Below are 21,077 nucleotides of genomic sequence, written 5' to 3' on the forward strand. Positions count from 1 at the left end.
GAGGGGAATTTCAAGGAGGGTTTACGGGGGTGAGCCCGCCTTGAAAACGCAAAAGCCCCGCCCGGCGTGATGCCGGGCGGGGCTTTTTTTACGTCGGTTACGCGAGCGCTGTTACAACAGCGGGATCGAGTAGCTGACGATCAGGCGGTTTTCGTCCTGGTCGCGCTGACCAGGGACGTCGTTGCGCCACATGGCGTTTTTCCAGGTGAAGCCCAGGTTCTTCAGCGGACCTTCTGGCACTACGTACGCCAGGGTCAGGTCGCGTTCCCACTCGGAACGGCCGGAACCGTTCTCGCGACCGTTGGTACCAACGGTGTCAATGTTGTCGCCACGCAGGTAAACGATGCCGGCAGTAGCGCCTGGCAGGCCAACCTTGGCGAAGTCATACGAGTAGCGAGCTTGCCAGGTACGTTCGCCGGCACGGGCGAACTTGGCGATCTGGCTGTCGGTAGTTATGTAAGCCGACGAGCCGTCACCCTGGTTCAGCCAAGGGAAGTCGCTGTTGCCATTGCTGACCTGATAACCGCCGCCGAAGGTGTGACCGGCAACGGAGTACAGGAACAGGCCGCTGTACAGGTTGTTGTCGACTTTACCGCGACCGGAACGGAAACCCTCATCGTTACCGGAGCTGAAATAAGCCGAGTCGTGACCGTTGGCACCGTCATCGGAGCTGTTGAAGTAACGCAAGTCAGACTTCAACACACCAGGACCGATCGACCAGTTGTGAACCAGGCCCAGGAAGTGTTGCTTGTAGAAATCTTCCAGGTTGCCGTAGTAGTACTGGGCAGTCAGGTCTTTGGTGATTTTGTAGTCACCGCCACCGTAGATGAACTTGTTGCTGTCACGACCGGCAGCAGTGTGAGCGTTCGCACCAGCAATCGACAACTCTTCGTTGTTGCTGGAGTTACGGCCCTTGGCGTGCTCGATCTGACCACCGACCAGTGTAAGGTCCTTGATCTCGCCCGAAGTGATCTGACCGCCCTGGAAGGTTTGCGGCAACAGACGACCATCGTTGGTCACAATCACCGGCAGTTTTGGCTGCAGGGTGCCCAACTTCAGTTCGGTCTGGGAGATCTTGGCTTTCGCAGTCAGGCCCAGGCTGGAGAAGTTATCAACCGCTTCGCCGTTGGATTTGCTTGGGAAAACAGTGCCGCCGTAAGAAGTCGAAGTGGCGCCGTTAGTGCCGCCGCCCGAGTCCAGACGCACGCCCAGCAGGCCGATAGCATCAATACCGAAGCCAACGGTGCCTTGGGTGTAGCCCGAGGTGAAACGCAGATCGAAGCCTTGGCCCCATTCTTCGCTCTTGTTCTGAGCGCCAGCAGCTTTGGTGCCCGAATCGCGGTTATCCGTGTTGATGTAGAAGTTACGCAGCCCCAATGTGGCCTTGCTGTCTTCGATGAAACCGGCGGCGCCTGCCTGCTGCGCCAAAACCCCTACGGCCACAGCCAGGGCCAAGGTGGACTTCTTCATTGTTTCGCTCCTCTCGTTCTAATTTTTGTGTTCTTTGGTCTCGGGTCTAACGCCCCAGATCCACAGATGCGCGATTAGCGCCAGACCGTGACTGACAAGTCAATCGTAACCATGTGTGTCTACGACCAAGGTCTAACCGCAGTGATTTGGTCCCTGCAGGGTAATGAATTTCTCATAAACCCAAAAAGAATTATTTCATTCTTTTTAATGCCCTTTAGGAATATAGCTCGCTATCGATGATCCGAACCGGGATCACAAAGTATCGGCTCATAAGCTAATTCCTAAATGGTATTTATTGGCCTTTTTTTAGATCGATTAGCGTTTGCGCATTCCTCATACGTCAATCACTTTCGAAAAGGCGACGCCATCATGGCCAAACGCGCACTATCTAGTCAATTTGTTACAGTTTGTATATCGCTGATATTTTCTTTTTCCGCCCAGGCGGGGACTCTCACTGTCGGTTATCAAACCGGTATCGACCCCAGCAAAGTCCCTCAGGCCGATGGCGTTTACGAGAAAACCATTGGCCAGAACATCGATTGGCGTCGTTTCAACAGTGGCCCGCAAGTGGTCACTGCCATTGCGTCCGGCGATGTGCAGATTGGCAACCTCGGTTCAAGCCCACTGGCGGCGGCCGCTTCGCGCAACCTGCCGATTGTCGCGTTCATTGTTTCTGCTCAGATCAACGCTGCCGAAGCACTTGTGGTGCGCAACGGCAGCGGCATTGATAAACCGGAAGATCTGATCGGCAAAACCATCGCCACGCCCTTCGTTTCAACCTCCCATTACAGCCTGCTCGGCGCGCTGAAGCACTGGGGGCTGGATGCCTCGAAAGTCAAAGTGGTGAACCTGCAACCGGCGGAAATCGCCGCAGCCTGGAAACGTGGCGACATCGATGGCGCGTTTGTCTGGTCGCCGGCGCTGGGGGAAATCCGCAAGACCGGCAAGACGTTGACCGACGCGGCGCAGGTCGGCCAATGGGGCGCGCCGACCTTCGAGGTATGGGTCGCTCGCAAGGATTACGCCGAGAAGCATCCTGAGGTCGTGGCCAAATTTGCCAAGGTCACCCTGGATTCATTTGCCGACTATGCCGCCCATAAAGACAGCTGGACCGCCGATTCGGTACCGGTGCAGAAAATCGCCAAATTGACCGGTGCCAATGCCGCCGATGTGCCTGAGCTGCTGGCCGGCTCCGCATTCCCGGATGCCAAGGCACAACAGACCACCGCGCTACTGGACGGAGGCACAGCCAAGGCAATTGGCGAGACGGCGAAGTTTTTGAAGGAGCAAGGGAAGGTCGAGACGGTGCTGCCGGATTATTCGCCCTATGTCAGCGCGAAATTCGTCACGGAATAACACCCCGCCCCTCTGTAGGAGCGAGGCTTGCCCGCGAAGAGGACATATCTGCCGACACAAGTGTTGAATGTCAGGCAGCCTTCGCGGGCAAGCCTCGCTCCTACAAGGTTCGGGGCATCAGAGGGCTTTTTCGAAGATCTTCGAATTACGCTGGTAGTTGTAAAGCGACGCCCGCGCCGATGGCAGGCGTTCGACGCTGCTCGGCACGAAGCCCCGCTCGCGAAACCAGTGAGCGGTCCGGGTGGTCAGCACGAACAAGGTTTTCAGCCCCTGAGTCCGGGCGCGGGTTTCGATGCGTTCCAGCAGTTCATCTCCGCGACCGCCATGACGGTACTCCGGGTTCACGGCCAGACACGCCAACTCCCCAGCATCCGAATCGGCAATCTGATACAGCGCCGCGCAGGCGATGATCATGCCTTCACGCTCTACCACGCTGAACTGCTCGATCTCACGCTCCAGCACCTCGCGGGAACGCCGTACCAGAATCCCCTGCTCTTCCAGCGGGCTGATCAAGTCCAGCAAACCGCCGACATCCTCGATGGCCGCCTCACGCACAACCTCGAATTGCTCCTGGGCCACCAGCGTACCGCCACCGTCACGGGTGAACAGTTCGGTTAGCAGCGCGCCATCTTCGGCGTAGCTGACGATGTGACTGCGCGCCACCCCGCCCCGGCACGCTTCAGCGGCTGCATCCAGCAGCTCGGCTTGATAGTTGCTGCCCAAACGCTGCAAATGCGCCGGTACTTGTTGCGGGCGCAATTCGCGAACCAGCCGGCCATTTTCATCGATCAAGCCCAGATCGGCACCGAACAGCAGCAGCTTGTCCGCCCCCAGATCGATAGCCGCGCGGGTAGCGACATCTTCACACGCGAGGTTGAAGATCTCACCGGTCGGCGAGTAACCCAATGGCGACAACAGCACGATGGAGCGTTCGTCCAGCAGGCGATTGATGCCCTTGCGATCGACCCGGCGCACTTCGCCGGTGTGGTGATAGTCGACACCTTCAAGTACGCCGATCGGCCGTGCAGTGACCAAATTGCCGCTGGCCACCCGCAGGCGCGACCCCTGCATTGGCGATGAGGCCATGTCCATGGACAGCCGCGCTTCGATGGCGATGCGCAGTTGACCGACCGCATCGATCACACACTCAAGCGTCGCTGCATCGGTGATGCGCATGCCGTGGTGGTAATGCGGGGTCAGGCCGCGAGCAGCGAGGCGTGTTTCAATTTGCGGACGCGAACCGTGAACCAGCACCAGACGCACGCCCAGGCTGTGCAGCAGCACCAGGTCGTGGACGATGTTGCCGAAGTTCGGGTGCTCCACGCCGTCGCCGGGCAGCATGACGACGAAGGTGCAATCGCGGTGGGCGTTGATGTAAGGCGAAGCGTGACGAAGCCAATTGACGTATTCGGGCATGAACCTGGGCCTGTAATAAATAGCAGCCGAAAAAAGGGTAACGCAGTAAACGCACAGCGGGCTGATGGTTATCGTCGGAACAGGCTTGGCGACACGCGCGCTCTCCTCATGAATACGGGTTGGATGACCGGCAATTTACAGCGTTTGATAGGACAAAACACAATCCCTGTGGGAGCGAGCCTGCTCGCGATAGGGCCAGCACATTCAAGATTGATGTGTCTGACCTGACGCTATCGCGAGCAGGCTCGCTCCCACAAGGACACATCATCGTTTGGCCGGCGTCAGGCAGTAATGTTCAATCAGTTGACGTAATAGATGCACGGTAGGCTGCAAACGTGACATTTCGAGGTATTCCCCCGGTTGGTGTGCGCAGGCGATATCACCCGGCCCCAATACCAGTGTTTCACAACCAAGACGCTGAAGATAAGGCGCTTCCGTGCCGAACGCCACTGCTTCGGCGCGATGGCCGGTGAGCTTTTCGGCAACCCTCACCAATTCCGAGTCCTCGGCCTGCTCGAAGGGTGGCACTTCGGGGAACAGCGGCGCGTAATCGATCTTCACCTTGTGCCGTTCGGCAATCGGATTGAGCTTCTGCAGAATCGCCGCGCGCAGGGCTTTGGGGTCCATGCCCGGCAACGGACGCAAGTCGAACTCCAGCGAGCACTGGCCGCAGATCCGGTTGGGATTGTCGCCCCCATGGATGCAGCCGAAGTTAAGGGTCGGCTGCGGCACGCTGAACTGCGGGTTATGGAATTCGCGCTGCCACGCCAGGCGCAAGCCGCGCAGTTCGCCGATGGCATCGTGCATGGCCTCGAGGGCGCTGTGGCCCAGGCGCGGGTCCGAGGAATGGCCGCTCTGACCGAGGATGTCGATGCGCTCCATCATCACGCCTTTGTGCATCCTGATCGGCTTCAACCCGGTCGGCTCGCCGATCACCGCGGCCCGGCCCAGCGGACGTCCGGCTTCGGCCAGAGCGCGAGCGCCAGACATCGAGCTTTCTTCATCGCAAGTGGCGAGGATCAGCAAGGGTTGCTTGAACGGTTGGTCGAGCAAGGGTTTGACGGCTTCGATGGCCAGGGCGAAAAAACCCTTCATGTCGCAACTGCCCAAGCCGACCCAGCGACCGTCCACTTCCGTCAGTTTCAACGGGTCGGTCTGCCACAACGCCTCGTCGTAGGGCACCGTATCGCTGTGACCGGCCAGCACCAGGCCGCCGGGGCCGGAGCCAAAACTGGCCAGCAGATTGAATTTGCCGGGGCTGACCTGCTGGATATCGCAGGCAAAACCCAAGTCCCCGAGCCATGTCGCCAACAAGTCGATGACCGGCCGATTGGTTTGATCCAGGCTGGGTTGGGTACAGCTGACAGACGGCGCGGCGATCAGCGCAGCGAACTGATCTTTCATGGACGGCAAAGGCATCGCTGACTCCCAACTCCCGAATTGAACTCCATCATAGAACCATCCGGCGACAGGAATAAACCGTCGCGGCTCGTCACCAAGCGTCAACAGACCCTATCTCGAATGAGTCCTGTACACTGCACGACCTTGGCAGCCACACATTCCCCCCGGCTGCGCTCCCGATCCTGGATTTTCCGGCCATGCAGAAAGAAACCGAAATCAAACTCCGCGTCAGCCGCGAAACCCTCGCCGCCCTGCGCGAGCACCCGTTACTGAAGAAACGCAACAAAAGTGGCTGGGAACGCCGTGAGTTGATGAATCAGTACTTCGACACGCCTGAGCGCGACCTGGCCCGCGCCAAGGTTGCCCTGCGCCTGCGCCGCGATGGCGAAGAAGTGATTCAGACCCTCAAGACCCGTGGCCAGAGCGTCGCCGGTCTGTCCGAGCGCCACGAGTACGACTGGAATTTGCCCAAAGCCAAGCTCGACGTGAAGAAACTCGACGGTGAATGCTGGCCCGAAGAGCTGGCCGAGTTGGACAAGAAAACCCTGAAAGCCATCTTCACCACCGATTTTGTGCGCGAACGCGCGGAAATCGCTTGGGGCCGTGGCAAGACCAAAGTGGTCATCGAAGCCGCGCTGGACCTGGGCCACGTGGTGGTCGGCAAGCAGAAAGAAGAAATCTGCGAGCTGGAACTGGAGCTGCGCGAAGGCGAACCGGCCGCGCTGCTGGAACTGGCCGCCGAACTGGCTGCGACACTGGCGCTGATGCCATGTGACATCAGCAAGGCCGAACGCGGTTATCGCTTGTTCGACGCCAACAGCTACTCGCTGAGCTTGCCGGCACCGCAGATCACCGCCGAAATGCCGCTGGACGATGCGTTCGCCGCCCTGAGCTGGCATTTGCTGAGCAGCAGCCAGCGTCTGGCCGAGCAGTATCGCTTCAATGGCCACTGGCGCCTGTTGCAGGACTGGGTCGAGAACCTCGCTGAAATGCGCGCGTTGATCAGCAGCCTCGGTCAGGCCGCACCGCGTCAGTCGACTCACGATCTACGGGTCGCGCTGGATGCCCTGCTGGAAGACTGGCGCCCGCTGGTACAAGCCGGCCTGGACGACGAAGACGTGCGCAAAGCCGCGCCGGAGCAATTCCTCGAAGAGCTGGAAGACGTGCGCTGGGGCCTGTTCTCCCTGAACACTTCGCGCTGGTTGCTGGCTCGCACCTGGGCCGCCGATCGCAACACCCGCGGCAATCGCCAGGGCGCTGCACAACTGGGCAGCTGGCTGCCGCGCATGCTGGGCGAAGAAGCCAACTCGCTGCAATTGCAGCGTTACCAGCAACAGCCGGAAGACTTGGCCGAGCAACTGCCGCGTATCGAGCGCATCCAGGCCTGGCTGCACCATGCCCGCGGCGTACTGGAGATCCCGGAAATGGATCGCCTGTATGGTGAGTTGAACAAACTGACGCAACTGGCCAACGAGCCGATCACCGATGAATCGCTGGATGCGCGCAAGCACCAGGCGATCGCGGTGTATCAGAATCGCGCCTGGAAGACTTTGCTGCGTCTGTAAGACCGCCATCGCGGGCAAGCCCGCTCCCACAGGGTTATCTGTCGCTCACATATTCGTGGACGCTGAAGATCAATGTGGGAGCGGGCTTGCCCGCGATGAGGCCAGCACATTCACCGCAAAAGCTTCAGACCGGCAAACTCGTCGTGGATTTGATTTCGGACAAAGCCACGATCGAGTTGACCTCCTGAATCCCCGGCACCATCGACAGCTTCTCGAAGAAGAAGCGCTCATAAGCCTCGATGTCCGCCGTGACGATCCGCAGCAAGAAATCCACCGACCCCATCAGCACATAACATTCCAGCACTTCGGGAAAACCGCGAATCGCCTCGGTGAACTCGGTGAAGTTCGAACGTCCGTGGGCGTTGAGTTTGATCTCGGCGAAGATCTGCGTGTTAAGGCCGATTTTCTTGCGGTCAAGCAACGTCACCTGACCACGAATGATCCCCTCCTCCTTCATCCGTTGAATTCGCCGCCAGCACGGCGACTGCGAGAGCCCCACCTGTTCGGCGATCTGCGCGCTGGAGAGCGAAGCGTCCTCTTGCAGCAACGCGAGAATCTTGCGGTCGTAGCCATCCAGCTCGCTGTGCATAGAAAAACCTATAGTTGGTACTAAATCGAATTGATCTATTCGATAAATGGTCAATAAGCCCAATCATAGATAAGAAATGCCCGGCACCGAATGTAAAAATTCCTCCAGTAATTTTGGAGCCCGACCATGCCACCTTTAGAAGCCGTGAACACCCCGCCCGCCCGCGCCGATGTCTGGAACGTCAGCAACGCCCACCGCCGCGTTCACTATCAATTACTGGCCGAGGCCGAGCCGGATCTGCTGTGTCGGGTGCTCAATCTTTTCGCCTTGCAGTTCCTGACGCCGCAGCAGGTCAACGTGCAGCGCATGGACGATCTGCTGTCGGTCGATATCGTCATGGACGGCCTGAGCTGGCACCGTGCTCAAGTGATCGCGGAAAAATTACGTAACCTGATCAGCGTCTGCTCGGTGAACCTGCAAGCGGCTGATTCTGCGTGGGAAGAGCCGGCTCAGGCGGCAGGCTGAAAAGAATCGACATGCCTTGGTCGGGTAGTGGCCCAACGGTCTACGGGTGCGCGACTATCCTTTGCGAACGGTTGTTCAAAAGGAGCCCGCATGTCCGTTCAACTCGCCACTCAGGACCGCTGGCTGGACCTCAATGATTTGCTGCGTGAATTGGTCGCCCAAGGCTTTATCAGCCAGGATTCGGCCGAACACGCGCTCAACGCCCGCCGCCGTCACGCCATAAATGGTCAGCAGCACCCGCTGGAGTTCATCGCCAGCCAACATCTGGACGACCTCAGCCGTCCCGGCAAACACCTCGATCTGGAAAGCCTGACGCTCTGGTTGTCTCAGCAGGCCGGTCAGCCTTACTTGCGCATCGATCCACTGAAAATCAACGTCGCTGCCATCACGCCGCTGATGTCCTATGCCTTCGCCCAACGCCACAAGATTCTGGCGGTATGCATCGACCGCGACGCCGTCACCGTGGCCAGCGCCCAGCCCTTCGTCAGCAGCTGGGAAGCCGACCTGACCCACGTGTTGAAGCTGCCAATCAAGCGCGTGGTGGCCAACCCCGTGGACATCCAGCGCTTCAGCGTGGAGTTTTTCCGCCTGGCCAAATCGGTCACCGGCGCCACCAACGCTGATCAGCAAATAAGCACCCTGGGCAACTTCGAACAGTTGCTCAACCTCGGCGCCAGCGACCAGGAGCCGGACGCCAACGATGCGCACATCGTCAACATCGTCGATTGGCTGTTCCAGTACGCGTTCCAGCAACGGGCCAGCGATATCCACATCGAGCCCCGGCGCGAGCAAGGCACGGTGCGCTTTCGCATCGACGGCGTGCTGCACAACGTCTATCAATTCCCGCCCCAGGTGACCATGGCTATCGTCAGTCGCCTGAAAAGCCTGGGGCGGATGAACGTCGCGGAAAAGCGCAAACCCCAGGACGGCCGGGTAAAAACCAAAACCCCGGATGGCGGCGAAGTCGAGCTGCGACTGTCGACATTGCCGACGGCGTTTGGCGAAAAAATGGTCATGCGGATCTTCGACCCGGAAGTGCTGCTCAAGGATTTCGATCAGTTGGGTTTTTCCGCCGATGACCTGCGTCGCTGGCAAGACATGACCCGCCAGCCCAATGGCATCATTCTGGTGACCGGGCCGACCGGTTCAGGCAAGACCACCACGCTGTACACCACCCTGAAGAAACTGGCGACGCCGGAAGTCAACCTCTGCACCATTGAAGACCCGATCGAAATGGTCGAACCGGCGTTCAATCAGATGCAGGTCCAGCACAACATCGACCTGAGCTTTGCCGCCGGCGTGCGCGCGCTGATGCGCCAAGACCCCGACATCATCATGATCGGCGAGATCCGCGACCTCGAAACCGCCGAAATGGCGATTCAGGCCGCACTCACTGGCCACTTGGTGTTGTCGACGTTGCACACCAACGACGCCCCGAGCGCCATCAGCCGCCTGCTGGAACTCGGCGTGCCGCATTACCTGATCAAGGCCACGGTGCTCGGGGTCATGGCTCAGCGTCTGGTCCGGACCCTTTGCCCGCATTGCAAGGCACCGCTGACCCTGGGCGAAGACGACTGGCAAACCCTGACCCGGCCTTGGCAAGCGCCACTGCCAGGTAACGCACAACGCGCCATCGGTTGCCTGGAATGCCGCGAAACCGGCTATCGCGGCCGCGCCGGGGTGTACGAAATCATGCAGCTGACTGATGGCATCAAAGCGCTGATCAACCCCGATACCGATTTGCTGGCGGTCCGGCGTCAGGCCTTCAAGGAAGGCATGCGCAGTTTGCGGCTGTCGGGGGCGCAGAAAGTGGCGGCGGGTTTGACCACGATCGAAGAGGTGTTGCGAGTGACGCCGCAGAGTGAGCAGAAATAAACAGCCCCCAAGGCCGGTAAGTCAAGACGCATAACCTGTGGGAGCGCGGCTTGCCCGCGAAGAATGCACCGCGGTTTTTCAGGTATTACGCGTCATCGTTCTTCGCGGGCAAGCCTCGCTCCTACAGGATTTTCGTCGCTCAAACTTCTTGACTGACTGGTATCAGCCATAGTTCCTGGCCCCTCCAAGTCACGTACAAGCCTTTTGCCCTACACTCTGCTCATCGCAACTCCACCAGACTGGACAGGGACCGTTATGGGTATTGCATTAAGTCTTTTCGTCGCACTGACCGTAGCCATTCTTTTCATGGGCTTCAAAGTGGTGCCTCAGGGTTTTGAATGGACGGTCGAACGTTTCGGCCGTTACACCAACACCCTCAAACCAGGCTTGAACATCATCATTCCGGTGATGGACCGCATCGGTCGCAAGATCAACGTGATGGAAAGCGTGCTGGACATCCCGCCTCAGGAAGTCATCACCGCCGACAACGCCACCGTGCAAATCGACGCCGTGTGCTTCTTCCAGGTGGTCAACACCGCCCAGGCCGCCTATGAGGTAAACAACCTCGAACACGCCATCCGCAATCTGCTGCAAACCAATATCCGTACTGTGCTTGGCTCCATGGAGCTGGACGCGATGCTCAGTCAGCGCGACAACATCAACGAAAAACTGCTGCGCACCGTTGATGAAGCCACGGCACCGTGGGGCATCAAGATCACCCGGATCGAGATCAAGGACATCAGCCCTCCCGCCGACCTGATGGCCGCCATGTCCGGCCAGATGAAAGCCGAGCGGATCAAACGCGCACAGATTCTTGAGGCCGAAGGTTTGCGCGCCTCGGCGATCCTCACCGCCGAAGGCAAGAAACAGGCACAAATTCTGGAAGCCGAAGGCAGCCGTCAGGCGGCGTTCCTCGAAGCCGAGGCCCGGGAGCGTCAGGCCCAAGCCGAAGCCCAAGCCACCAAAGTGGTGTCCGAAGCCATCGCCGGCGGTAACGTGCAGGCGGTCAATTACTTCGTTGCGCAGAAGTACATCGATGCCTTGGGCAAACTGGCCTCGGCCAACAACAGCAAAGTGATCCTGATGCCGCTCGAGGCCAGTTCAATGATCGGCGCAGTCGGCGGCATTGGCGAAATCGTCAAAGCCACGTTCGACGGCAAGAAAGGCTGAGGTCGGTGCCCATGGAGCTGTTTTCGTTCTGGAGTTGGTTGGCCCTGGGCACGCTGCTGCTGATCCTCGAGGTGTTCGGGGCCGGTGGTTATCTGTTGTGGATCGGCATGGCAGCCGCCGCCGTCGGCGTGCTGACCTTCGTGATACCGGGCTTGCCCTGGGAATTGCAGGTGTTGTTGTTTGCAGTCTTTTCAATCCTCACCGCCCTGTACTGGTGGAGACGTCAGCGCAGCGTGGTACGGGCCAGCGATCAGCCGAATCTGAACCTGCGAGGACAAGAGCTGATCGGCAAGGTGTTCGTGGTCACCGAAGCGATTGTCAACGGCCGTGGCAAGATCAAGGTCGCCGATGGCGTGTGGATGGCCCGAGGGCCTGACACCGCATCCGGCAGCCGTGTTCGGGTGATCGGGCAACAAGGGGCGATTTTACTGGTGGAGCGAGCCGACTAACGTCACGGAACTCGATTGGGTTATTGGCAATCAAAGCCCGCAGTTAAAACCCAGTGGAGTCACCTTTTATGCGTCTCAAACTTGCTGTCGCTACCTTCGCCGTGTTGTCCCTTCAAGTCGGTTCGGCGATGGCTGATGACAGCTTTTTGCGTAACGTTCTTACTTCCGGTGCCACCACCGGTACCTCCTACCTGACCTCCAGGGATCACAAGTTGGTCGTCGCCGCCCAGGACGACGCCGGCAGCTTTGTCGCCAGTGACGGCGCCATTCGCGGCCCCTATCTGGAAGCCGCCATACAGAAAGTCCGTGCCGACAATCCTGGCCTGCAAGCCACGGACATGGAACTGGCGAACGCCATCCTGGCGAAGAATGCCATCGCCTCGAAATAAGGTTCGTTGCTGAACAAAAAATGCCGCTCTAAATGAGCGGCATTTTTTTGCGTGCGATACCTGTAGGAGCGAGGCTTGCCCGCGAAAGCGGTGAATCAGTCGACATAAATGTTGAATGTTAAATCGCTTTCGCGGGCAAGCCTCGCTCCTACAGGGGACAGCGACTTCAGCGGTATTCATCCACCGGCACACACGCGCAAAACAGATTGCGGTCACCGTAGACATTGTCCACACGGTTCACCACCGGCCAGTACTTATGGGCCTTGGTGTGAGCATCCGGCGTCACCGCCCGCTCAATGCTGTACGGCCGCTCCCAAACCCCGGTGATGTCGGCCAAGGTATGCGGCGAGCGTTTCAGCGGGTTGTCCTCTGCCGGCCAGTTGCCGTTCTGCACCTCGGTGATTTCCGCGCGGATACTCAGCATCGCGCCGATAAAACGGTCCAGCTCCGCCTTCGATTCACTCTCGGTCGGTTCGACCATCAACGTCCCCGGCACCGGGAATGACATGGTCGGCGCATGGAAGCCGTAGTCCATCAGGCGTTTGGCAACGTCCTCTTCACTGATGCCGGTCTGCGCCTTGAGCGGTCGCAAATCGAGAATGCACTCGTGGGCCACTCGCTCGTTGCGCCCGGTGTAGAGCACTGGAAATGCGCCGGCCAAATGCTGCGCCAGGTAATTCGCGGCGAGAATCGCCACCTCGCTCGCATCCGCCAGTTGCGGCCCCATCATCGCGATGTACATCCAGCTGATGGGCAGAATGCTTGCGCTGCCCCAAGGTGCCGCGCTCACTGCGCCGTTTTCCGGCAGCGGGCCATCGATTGGCACTACCGGGTGATTGGCAACGAATGGCGCCAGGTGCGCCCGAACGCCGATCGGGCCCATCCCCGGTCCGCCACCGCCGTGGGGAATGCAGAAGGTTTTGTGCAGGTTCATGTGCGACACGTCGGCACCGATGTCTGCCGGCCGTGCCAATCCAACCTGCGCGTTGAGGTTGGCGCCATCCATGTACACCTGACCGCCATGGCTGTGGATAACTTCACAGATCTCGCTGATGCCTTCCTCGTAGACCCCATGGGTCGAAGGATAAGTCGCCATCAGGCAGGCGAGTTTATCCCCCGCCTCCGTGGCCTTTTCCTTCAGATCATCCAGATCGACATTACCTCCCTCGTCGCACTCGACGATCACCACCCGCATCCCGGCCATTTGCGCCGAAGCCGGATTGGTGCCGTGGGCCGAGGACGGGATCAGGCAGATATCCCGCGCGCCCTGATGGCGGCTCTCGTGATATTTGCGAATCGCCAACAATCCAGCGTATTCGCCCTGAGCGCCCGAGTTGGGTTGCATGCAGATCGCATCGAAACCGGTGATCGCGCAGAGCCAGCGCTCCAGTTCCGCGATCATCAAGGAATAACCCACCACCTGCTCTTTCGGCACGAACGGATGCAGGTTGGCGAACTGCGGCCAGGTGATGGGGATCATCTCGCTGGTGGCATTGAGCTTCATGGTGCAGGAGCCCAGCGGGATCATCGATTGGTTGAGCGCCAGGTCTTTGTTTTCCAGTTGCTTGAGGTAACGCAGCATTTCGGTTTCGCTGTGATGAGCGTTGAACACCGGATGACGCAGATAAGGCGTGCTGCGCTGCAACCCGGCAGGAATACCGGACACCAGGGTTTCAGCGTCCAGTTCGTCGACGTTGAGCCCATGATCGGCCCCGAGAAACACATCGAACAGCTTCGCCACGGTGGTTTCGTCACAGGTTTCGTCGAGGCTCAGCCCCAGTTGCCCACGGCCGAGAATGCGCAAGTTGATCTGCGCCGCCTGGGCACTTTCGATGATCGCGGTCTGAGTGCCACCGACCTCCAGGGTCAGGGTGTCGAAGAAATGTTGGTTGAGACGAATGATCCCATGACGCTCCAGGCCGGCAGCGAGGATGCAGGTCAGCCGATGGACGCGCTGGGCAATCCGTTTGAGCCCTTCCGGGCCATGGTAGACCGCGTAGAAACTGGCGATATTGGCCAGCAGCACCTGGGCGGTACAGATGTTGGAATTGGCCTTCTCCCGGCGGATATGTTGCTCGCGGGTTTGCAGGGCCATGCGCAGGGCGACGTTGCCGCGAGCATCTTTCGACACGCCGATGATCCGCCCGGGAATCGCCCGTTTGTACTCGTCGCGACTGGCAAAAAAAGCCGCGTGGGGACCGCCGTAACCCATGGGCACGCCGAAGCGCTGGGACGAACCGAACACCACGTCAGCACCCAGCTCCCCCGGCGGGGTCAGCAACAGCAGGCTTAGCAGATCGGTCGCCACACAGGCCAAGGCTTGCTGGGCATGCAGATGATCGATAAATGGGCGCAGATCACGCACTTCACCGTGGGTATCGGGATATTGCAGCAGCGCGCCGAACACCTGGTGCTGTTTCAAGTTATCCACAGCGTCGACGATCAGTTCGAAACCGAACCCTTCGGCCCGGGTTCGCACCACGGAAATGGTCTGCGAGTGGCAATTCTCATCGACGAAAAACAGGTTACTTCTGGATTTGGCCACGCGCTTGGCCAGCGCCATGGCCTCGGCTGCCGCCGTGGCTTCATCCAGCAGCGAGGCGTTGGCCAGTTCCAGGCCGGTCAGGTCGATGGTCAGCTGCTGGAAATTCAGCAACGCTTCGAGGCGGCCTTGAGCGATCTCCGGTTGATAGGGTGTATAGGCGGTGTACCAACCGGGATTTTCCAGCACGTTGCGCAGGATGACGGCCGGCGTGAGGGTGCCGTGGTATCCCATGCCTATCAGACTGGTCCAGACCTGGTTCTGCTCGGCGTAGCCCCGCAGCTTGGCCAGCGCGGCTTCTTCGTCGAGGGCCGGTGGCAAGTCCAGTGGCCGGTTGAGGCGGATTCCCGGCGGCACCGTCTGCTCGATCAGCTCGACCCGGCTGCCAAGACCAAGGCTGTCGAGCATCGCCTGCTGCTCGGCGGCATCGGGGCCCAGATGGCGGCGCAGGAAGGTATTGGGGTCGCGTAACTGGCTCAAGGACGGCAACTGGGACATGACGGGCTCTCTCTTGACTGGCGCTCGGCGTCGATGCAATGCGGTCAAACCAGCATAGCAGTCGATACCCGCACCGATGGCGTGGCGCCGTTGGTCAATCCGGATCATCATGCTCGGCGCCTATAAACGTTCGCTGACCGGGTATCCACATTTATGAGCCAACTGCCTTTCCTGCCCTTCTCCAAACCCACCATTGATGAAGCCACGATTGCTGCTGTCAGCGATGTGCTGCGCTCGGGCTGGATTACCAGTGGCCCCAAGGTGCAGGCTTTTGAAGCGCAACTCTCGGAATATTTTGGCGGGCGCCCGGTGCGTACGTTCAATTCCGGCACCTGTACCATGGAGATCGCATTGCGCATTGCCGGAGTCGGACCGGGCGATGAAGTGATCACCACGCCGATTTCCTGGGTGGCCACCGCCAACGTGATTCTGGAAGTTGGCGCTACGCCAGTGTTTGCCGATATCGACCCGGTCACCCGCAATATCGACATGGCGCAGCTTGAAGCTGCGATTACCCCGCGCACCAAAGCCATCATCCCAGTGTTTCTCGCGGGATTGCCCGTGGACATGACGCGCCTTTACGCGCTGGCAAAGAAGCACGGTTTACGAGTGCTGGAAGATGCAGCCCAAGCCTTGGGTTCAAGCTGGAACGGGCAGCGAATCGGTGCGACTGGCGATTTCGTGTCCTTCAGTTTCCAGGCGAACAAGAACGTCACCTGCTCGGAGGGCGGTTGCCTGGTGCTGAACAATGCCGAGGAAGTGCGGTTGGCGGAAAAGTACCGGTTACAGGGCGTCACCCGCAGCGGTTTCGATGGGCTGGACGTTGACGTGCTGGGCGGCAAGTTCAACATGACTGATGTCGCGGCAGCCATTGGCCTGGGGCAATTTGCCCACATCGAGGCGATCACCGCTCATCGTCGTGAGCTGGCCAAACATTATTTCGCCTGTTTTGGCGCAGACTTCGAAGCGCAATACGGGGCTCAACTGCCCCCGGCGGATTTCGAGAACAGCAATTGGCATTTGTTCCAGCTGGTGCTCCCGGAGCGCCAGGATGGCAAACCGGCACGGGCTACTTTCATGGAGCAGATGCAGGCACTGGGCGTCGGTATCGGCTATCACTACCCGCCAATCCACCTGCTGAGTCTTTACCGCGAACGCGGGTTCAAGGAAGGCATGTTCCCGGTAGCCGAACGGGTCGGACGACTGATCGTCTCGCTGCCGATGTTCACGGCCATGGATAAAGCGGATGTCGAGCGTTCGGTGGTCGCTGTGAAAACCGTTCTAAAGCCGTAGAACCTGCTCGCGAAGTGGGCGTGTCAGTTGGCATAAATGTTTACTGACACACCGCTTTCGCGAGCAGGCTCGCTCCCACATGAATTACTCGCCGATGGCGGCCTTGTAGGCAACTGCATCGAGCAGCAGATTGTCCAGTTCGGTGGTATCGCTTGGCTCGAGCTTGAAGAACCAGCTGTCATAAGGCGCGCTGTTGACCAGTTCAGGGTTGTTGGCCAACTCTTCGTTGACGGCAATGACTGTGCCGGAAACTGGCGAGTAGATATCGGAGGCAGCCTTGACCGACTCGACGACACCCGCAGCCTCGCCGGCAGCGAACACTTTGCCGATTTCCGGCAGCTCAACGAACACTACGTCACCCAAGGCTTCCTGAGCATGGTCTGAAATACCCACTTTCACGCCGCCATCATGGTCTAGACGGGCCCATTCGTGACTTTCGGCAAAACGCAGGTCGACAGGGATTTCGCTCATGTTCTGTGTCCTCAAGAAAAATGTCAGCGGTCATTGCCCGCCAAAAATAGTTAGATCAAGGTTTTGCCGTGGCGTACGAAGGTCGGTTTGACCACTCGAACCGGGTACCACTTGCCACGGATTTCCACTTCGGCGCGGTCGGCGGTGGCCACCGGCACGCGCGCCAGTGCAATCGACTTGCTAAGCGTAGGAGAGAAACTACCACTGGTGATCTCCCCTTCGCCAACATCGGCGATGCGAACCACCTGATGCGCCCGCAAAACCCCACGTTCTTCCAGGACCAGACCCACCAGTTTGTGCTGTACGCCAGCGGCCTGCTCGGCTTCCAGGGCAGTGCGGCCAATGAACTGGCGCGTGGCCGGTTCCCAGGCAATGCTCCAGGCCATGTTGGAGGCCAATGGCGAGACTTCTTGATGAATGTCCTGACCGTAGAGGTTCATGCCGGCTTCAACACGCAAGGTATCGCGGGCGCCGAGGCCGATCGGGGAAATACCCGCACCCACCAGATCGTTGAAAAAGCCCGGTGCCTGATCGGCGGGCAGCACGATTTCCAGACCATCCTCACCGGTGTAACCGGTGCGCGCGATGAACCAGTCACCGTCGGTCTGACCTTCGAAATATTTGAGCTGCTGAATCAGCGTGCCACGGGACTGAGTCACCAGTTCGGCAATCTTGTGCCGGGCGTGAGGCCCTTGAATGGCCAGCATCGCCAACTCGGAGCGCTCGTTGAGCCGCACATCGAAGTCGCCGAGATGAGCTTGCATCCAGGCCAGGTCCTGATTACGGGTGGAGGCGTTCACCACCAGGCGATAACCTTCCTCGAGGCGGTAGACGATCATGTCGTCGACGATGCCGCCGTGCTCGTTGAGCATGGCGCTGTACAAGGCACGGCCGGGGCTGTGCAGACGCTCGACGTCATTGGCCAGTAAATACTGAAGCCAGGCCTTAGCCTGGGGGCCGTCAACATCGATCACGGTCATGTGGGATACATCGAAAACCCCGCAATCGCGGCGCACCTGATGGTGTTCCTCGACCTGCGAGCCGTAATGCAGAGGCATATCCCAACCGCCAAAATCGACCATCTTCGCGCCGAGGGCGAGATGAAGGTCATACAGAGGCGTACGCTGTCCCATGGGTTTCTCCTTCCGGGCGTGGCGAAGGTGCGGACAGGCGCTGTCCGGGTTGAAATGCCTTGAAATAAAGGCTTTCAGCCGTTTCAGCGACCCGGTCTGAAAGACGGACCGCACCGAATGCCGCGCATTGTAGCCGCAAGGTGTAGGACTGACACCTACGCGTTTCGATGCGCCGAACGTCGGATCAATCCGATGACCGGTAACAACCCGACCAACACCAGGGTCAGTGCCGGCAACGAGGCCCTCGCCCACTCGCCTTCGCTGGTCATTTCAAAGATCCGCACCGCCAGCGTGTCCCAGCCAAACGGGCGCATCAGCAGGGTCGCGGGCATTTCCTTGAGCACATCGACGAACACCAGCAACGCTGCGCTCAATGTGCCCGGCAGCAGCAACGGCAGATACACTTTGAAAAACAGTCGTGGCCCACTGACGCCAAGGCTACGTGCTGCTTCGGGCAAAGATGGCCGTATTCGCGCCAGGCTGCTTTCCAGCGGTCCATAGGCCACCGCGATAAAACGCACCAGATAGGCCAGCAACAACGCCGACAGACTGCCCAGCAGTAACGGTTTGCCCGCGCCGCCAAGCCATCCCGACAGCGGGATCACCAGTTCGCGATCCAGGTAACTGAACGCCAGCATGATCGACACCGCCAGCACCGAGCCCGGCAAGGCGTAGCCAAGGTTGGCCAGACTGATGCCGGAACGGATCGCCCGGGTCGGCGCCAATCGACGGGCAAAGGCCAGCACCAGAGCGACACTGACGGTGATCAACGCCGCCATGCCGCCCAGGTACAGGGTGTGGATGATCAATCCGGCATAACGCTCATCCAGATCGAAGCGCCCACGTTGCCAGAACCACACCATCAGTTGCAGCACGGGAATGACGAAGGCGCAGGCAAATACCAGACCACACCAGCTCATGGCCGCCAGCGCCTTGACCCCGCGCAGGTGATACAACGCCTTGACCCGCGGTCGTTCGTTGCTCGCCCGATTGGCCCCACGGGCACGGCGCTCGCCATACAGTACGATCATCACCACCAACAGCAACAGGCTGGCCAGTTGCGCGGCCGTGGAAAGACTGAAAAAGCCATACCAGGTTTTGTAGATAGCGGTGGTGAACGTGTCGAAGTTGAATACCGACACCGCACCAAAATCCGCCAGGGTTTCCATCAGCGCCAACGCCACTCCCGCGCCAATGGCCGGACGTGCCATGGGCAACGCCACTCGCCAGAACGCCTGCCACGGGGATTGCCCAAGGACTCGCGCTGCTTCCATCAAGCCTTTGCCCTGAGCCAGGAAAGCGGTACGCGCCAACAGGTAAACGTACGGATAGAAAACCAGCACCAGCACCAGAATCACACCGCTGGTGGAGCGCACTCGGGGCAGCCTCAGGCCACTGCCGAACCATTCGCGCAGCAAGGTTTGCACGGGGCCGGCAAAATCCAGCAGGCCAACGAAGACGAATGCCAGCACGTAAGCAGGAATCGCAAAGGGCAACATCAACGCCCAGTCCAGCCAACGCCGCCCGGGGAATTCGCAGAGGCTGGTGAGCCAGGCCAGGCTGACGCCCAGCAGCGTTACGCCGAAACCGACGCCGAGGACCAGCGTGAGGGTATTGCCCAGCAGTCGCGGCATCTGGGTGTCCCACAAGTGGGACCAGATCTGCTGATCGATGGTTTGCCAGGAAAGAAGCAGGACACTCAGGGGCAGCAGGACCAGCGCAGCAATGGCGAAGACCAGAGGATACCAGCGGCGTTGGGCGGGGTGGGCCAAGGAAAAGCTCTCGGGTAAATCAACGAAGTGTATGCAAACCGCAAAAAGATCGCAGCCTGCGGCAGCTCCTACATTGGGATGATGTACACCCGGTAGGAGCCGCCGCAGGCTGCGATCTTTTGACCTTTAAAACAACAGACTCAGTTCCAGCCAGCCCGATCCATCAGCCGGATCGCTTCGGCCTGACGCTTGCCGGCGATTTCTACCGGCAAGGTGTCGGCCACGAATTTGCCCCAGCTCGCTACTTCAGCTGAAGGCTGAACGGCAGGATTGGCCGGGAATTCCTGGTTCACGTCAGCGAAAATCTTCTGTGCTTCAGGCGTGGTCATCCATTCCACCAGCGCCTTGGCAGCTTCCAGATGCGGTGCGTGTTTGGTCAGGCCGATGCCCGACAGGTTGACGTGCACGCCACGGTCGCCCTGATTCGGCCAGAACAGCTTCACCGGCAGGTCCGGCTTCTGTTTGTGCAGACGGCCGTAGTAGTAAGTGTTGACGATGCCGACATCGCACTGACCGGCGTTGATCGCCTCCAGCACGGCAATGTCGTCGGAGAACACGTCAGTGGACAGGTTGTTGACCCAGCCCTTGAGGATCTTCTCGGTTTTCTCGGCGCCATGGACTTCGATCATCGTGGCGGTCAGGGACTGGTTGTAGACCTTCTTCGCCGTGCGCAGGCACAGGCGGCCTTCCCACTGCTTATCGGCCAGCGCCTCGTAGGTGGTCAGCTCACCGGGTTTCACCCGGTCGGTGGAGTAGGCGATGGTCCGCGCCCGCAGGCTCAGGCCGGTCCAGGCATGGGAGGAAGCGCGGTATTGCAGCGGAATGTTGGCATCGATCACCTTGGACGTGAACGGCTGGAGGATGCCCATCTGCTCGGCCTGCCAGAGGTTGCCGGCGTCGACGGTCAGCAGCAGGTCGGCGGTGGCATTTTCGCCCTCTGCCTTGATCCGCTGCATCAGCGGCGCTTCCTTGTCGGTGATGAACTTCACCTGCACGCCGGTTTTCTGGGTGTAGGCATCGAAGACTGGCTTGATCAGCTCATCGATACGCGAGGAGTAAACCACCACCTCGTCGGCGGCCTGGGCGGCGGTGCTGCCAATCAGGGTCAGGGCCAGTGCGGTCAGTAGACGCTTGGGTGCCAACATGGAAGCGGTCTCTCGAATGGGGAAAGTGGGGCCAAATGATAAGGACTCACATTTCGCTTCTCAATCGAACAGTGAGTG

The 21,077-nt window shown here is 59.6% G+C and carries 17 protein-coding genes; 8 read left to right on the plus strand and 9 right to left on the minus strand.

Translation table 11 applies throughout. From position 1 onward, the window contains the following. Window positions 1-111: 111 nt before the first annotated feature. A complete protein-coding gene (locus tag AB7M22_RS25450; protein ID WP_454188136.1) occupies window positions 112-1,470 on the minus strand; it encodes an OprD family porin in 1,359 nt (452 codons plus the stop codon). A 369-nt stretch (window positions 1,471-1,839) separates the two neighbouring features. Between AB7M22_RS25450 and tauA the strand changes: the two genes are divergently transcribed. Next, the gene (tauA, locus tag AB7M22_RS25455) at window positions 1,840-2,826 is read left to right on the plus strand and encodes a taurine ABC transporter substrate-binding protein (RefSeq protein ID WP_454188137.1); all 987 of its coding nucleotides are present in this window, start codon (window positions 1,840-1,842) and stop codon (window positions 2,824-2,826) included. 117 nt (window positions 2,827-2,943) lie between these two features. Here the strand turns inward: tauA and argA are convergent, their stop codons facing one another. Beyond that, window positions 2,944-4,242, minus strand: coding sequence for an amino-acid N-acetyltransferase (gene argA / locus AB7M22_RS25460; RefSeq protein ID WP_454188138.1), 1,299 nt, complete (start codon window positions 4,240-4,242; stop codon window positions 2,944-2,946). 264 nt (window positions 4,243-4,506) lie between these two features. Continuing rightward, entirely contained in the window at window positions 4,507-5,661 is a 1,155-nt protein-coding gene (gene argE, locus AB7M22_RS25465) for an acetylornithine deacetylase (RefSeq protein ID WP_008012571.1), read from the minus strand. A gap of 179 nt (window positions 5,662-5,840) precedes the next feature. On the opposite strand from argE, the gene AB7M22_RS25470 reads away from it, so the two are divergent. Beyond that, the gene (locus AB7M22_RS25470) at window positions 5,841-7,208 is read left to right on the plus strand and encodes a CYTH domain-containing protein (protein ID WP_454188139.1); all 1,368 of its coding nucleotides are present in this window, start codon (window positions 5,841-5,843) and stop codon (window positions 7,206-7,208) included. Window positions 7,209-7,332: 124 nt separating this feature from the next. Here the strand turns inward: AB7M22_RS25470 and AB7M22_RS25475 are convergent, their stop codons facing one another. Further along, window positions 7,333-7,797, minus strand: a complete 465-nt coding sequence (locus AB7M22_RS25475) for an Lrp/AsnC family transcriptional regulator (RefSeq protein ID WP_046045137.1) — start codon at window positions 7,795-7,797, stop codon at window positions 7,333-7,335. Window positions 7,798-7,923: 126 nt separating this feature from the next. Between AB7M22_RS25475 and AB7M22_RS25480 the strand changes: the two genes are divergently transcribed. From AB7M22_RS25480 to AB7M22_RS25500, 5 genes are all read left to right on the plus strand, one after another. Beyond that, complete coding sequence (locus tag AB7M22_RS25480) at window positions 7,924-8,262, plus strand: hypothetical protein (protein WP_454188140.1); 339 nt, start codon at window positions 7,924-7,926, stop codon at window positions 8,260-8,262. A gap of 90 nt (window positions 8,263-8,352) precedes the next feature. Beyond that, complete coding sequence (locus AB7M22_RS25485; RefSeq protein ID WP_454188141.1) at window positions 8,353-10,137, plus strand: GspE/PulE family protein; 1,785 nt, start codon at window positions 8,353-8,355, stop codon at window positions 10,135-10,137. A gap of 255 nt (window positions 10,138-10,392) precedes the next feature. Then, a complete protein-coding gene (locus tag AB7M22_RS25490) occupies window positions 10,393-11,307 on the plus strand; it encodes an SPFH domain-containing protein (protein ID WP_454188142.1) in 915 nt (304 codons plus the stop codon). An 11-nt stretch (window positions 11,308-11,318) separates the two neighbouring features. Next, window positions 11,319-11,756 (plus strand): NfeD family protein, encoded by a 438-nt coding sequence (locus AB7M22_RS25495; RefSeq protein ID WP_454188143.1) that lies wholly within the window; start codon window positions 11,319-11,321, stop codon window positions 11,754-11,756. 68 nt (window positions 11,757-11,824) lie between these two features. Then, window positions 11,825-12,145: a DUF2388 domain-containing protein gene (locus AB7M22_RS25500; RefSeq protein ID WP_008076034.1), complete on the plus strand. Its 321-nt coding sequence runs from the start codon at window positions 11,825-11,827 to the stop codon at window positions 12,143-12,145. A 166-nt stretch (window positions 12,146-12,311) separates the two neighbouring features. On the opposite strand, the gene gcvP is transcribed toward AB7M22_RS25500, so the two are convergent. After that, entirely contained in the window at window positions 12,312-15,185 is a 2,874-nt protein-coding gene (gcvP, locus tag AB7M22_RS25505; protein ID WP_454188144.1) for an aminomethyl-transferring glycine dehydrogenase, read from the minus strand. 153 nt (window positions 15,186-15,338) lie between these two features. Here gcvP and AB7M22_RS25510 point away from each other — a divergent pair, with 153 nt between their 5' ends. Beyond that, entirely contained in the window at window positions 15,339-16,478 is a 1,140-nt protein-coding gene (locus AB7M22_RS25510; RefSeq protein WP_454188145.1) for a DegT/DnrJ/EryC1/StrS family aminotransferase, read from the plus strand. An 84-nt stretch (window positions 16,479-16,562) separates the two neighbouring features. On the opposite strand, the gene gcvH is transcribed toward AB7M22_RS25510, so the two are convergent. The 4 genes from gcvH to AB7M22_RS25530 all read right to left on the minus strand — a co-directional run bounded on the left by gcvH (window position 16,563) and on the right by AB7M22_RS25530 (window position 20,999). Next, on the minus strand, window positions 16,563-16,949 hold the full coding sequence (gcvH, locus tag AB7M22_RS25515) for a glycine cleavage system protein GcvH (protein ID WP_192344978.1): 387 nt from the start codon (window positions 16,947-16,949) through the stop codon (window positions 16,563-16,565). A gap of 50 nt (window positions 16,950-16,999) precedes the next feature. Then, entirely contained in the window at window positions 17,000-18,082 is a 1,083-nt protein-coding gene (gene gcvT / locus AB7M22_RS25520) for a glycine cleavage system aminomethyltransferase GcvT (RefSeq protein WP_454188146.1), read from the minus strand. Window positions 18,083-18,237: 155 nt separating this feature from the next. Beyond that, window positions 18,238-19,854: an ABC transporter permease gene (locus AB7M22_RS25525; RefSeq protein ID WP_454188147.1), complete on the minus strand. Its 1,617-nt coding sequence runs from the start codon at window positions 19,852-19,854 to the stop codon at window positions 18,238-18,240. A 140-nt stretch (window positions 19,855-19,994) separates the two neighbouring features. Next, window positions 19,995-20,999 (minus strand): extracellular solute-binding protein, encoded by a 1,005-nt coding sequence (locus AB7M22_RS25530; RefSeq protein WP_454188148.1) that lies wholly within the window; start codon window positions 20,997-20,999, stop codon window positions 19,995-19,997. Between the last annotated feature and the right edge of the window lie 78 nt (window positions 21,000-21,077).

The sequence above is a fragment of the Pseudomonas sp. ADAK2 TE3594 genome (genome assembly GCF_053628675.1).

Bases quoted from the DNA above. Each gene is read 5' to 3' on its own strand.
- AB7M22_RS25470 (WP_454188139.1), top strand. From the start codon at position 5,841: ATGCAGAAAGAAACCGAAATCAAACTCCGCGTCAGCCGCGAAACCCTC.
- AB7M22_RS25490 (WP_454188142.1), top strand. From the start codon at position 10,393: ATGGGTATTGCATTAAGTCTTTTCGTCGCACTGACCGTAGCCATTCTT.
- argE (WP_008012571.1), bottom strand. From the start codon at position 5,661: ATGCCTTTGCCGTCCATGAAAGATCAGTTCGCTGCGCTGATCGCCGCG.
- AB7M22_RS25485 (WP_454188141.1), top strand. From the start codon at position 8,353: ATGTCCGTTCAACTCGCCACTCAGGACCGCTGGCTGGACCTCAATGAT.
- gcvP (WP_454188144.1), bottom strand. From the start codon at position 15,185: ATGTCCCAGTTGCCGTCCTTGAGCCAGTTACGCGACCCCAATACCTTC.
- AB7M22_RS25530 (WP_454188148.1), bottom strand. From the start codon at position 20,999: ATGTTGGCACCCAAGCGTCTACTGACCGCACTGGCCCTGACCCTGATT.
- tauA (WP_454188137.1), top strand. From the start codon at position 1,840: ATGGCCAAACGCGCACTATCTAGTCAATTTGTTACAGTTTGTATATCG.
- argA (WP_454188138.1), bottom strand. From the start codon at position 4,242: ATGCCCGAATACGTCAATTGGCTTCGTCACGCTTCGCCTTACATCAAC.
- AB7M22_RS25510 (WP_454188145.1), top strand. From the start codon at position 15,339: ATGAGCCAACTGCCTTTCCTGCCCTTCTCCAAACCCACCATTGATGAA.
- AB7M22_RS25495 (WP_454188143.1), top strand. From the start codon at position 11,319: ATGGAGCTGTTTTCGTTCTGGAGTTGGTTGGCCCTGGGCACGCTGCTG.
- AB7M22_RS25475 (WP_046045137.1), bottom strand. From the start codon at position 7,797: ATGCACAGCGAGCTGGATGGCTACGACCGCAAGATTCTCGCGTTGCTG.
- AB7M22_RS25500 (WP_008076034.1), top strand. From the start codon at position 11,825: ATGCGTCTCAAACTTGCTGTCGCTACCTTCGCCGTGTTGTCCCTTCAA.
- gcvT (WP_454188146.1), bottom strand. From the start codon at position 18,082: ATGGGACAGCGTACGCCTCTGTATGACCTTCATCTCGCCCTCGGCGCG.
- AB7M22_RS25480 (WP_454188140.1), top strand. From the start codon at position 7,924: ATGCCACCTTTAGAAGCCGTGAACACCCCGCCCGCCCGCGCCGATGTC.
- gcvH (WP_192344978.1), bottom strand. From the start codon at position 16,949: ATGAGCGAAATCCCTGTCGACCTGCGTTTTGCCGAAAGTCACGAATGG.
- AB7M22_RS25450 (WP_454188136.1), bottom strand. From the start codon at position 1,470: ATGAAGAAGTCCACCTTGGCCCTGGCTGTGGCCGTAGGGGTTTTGGCG.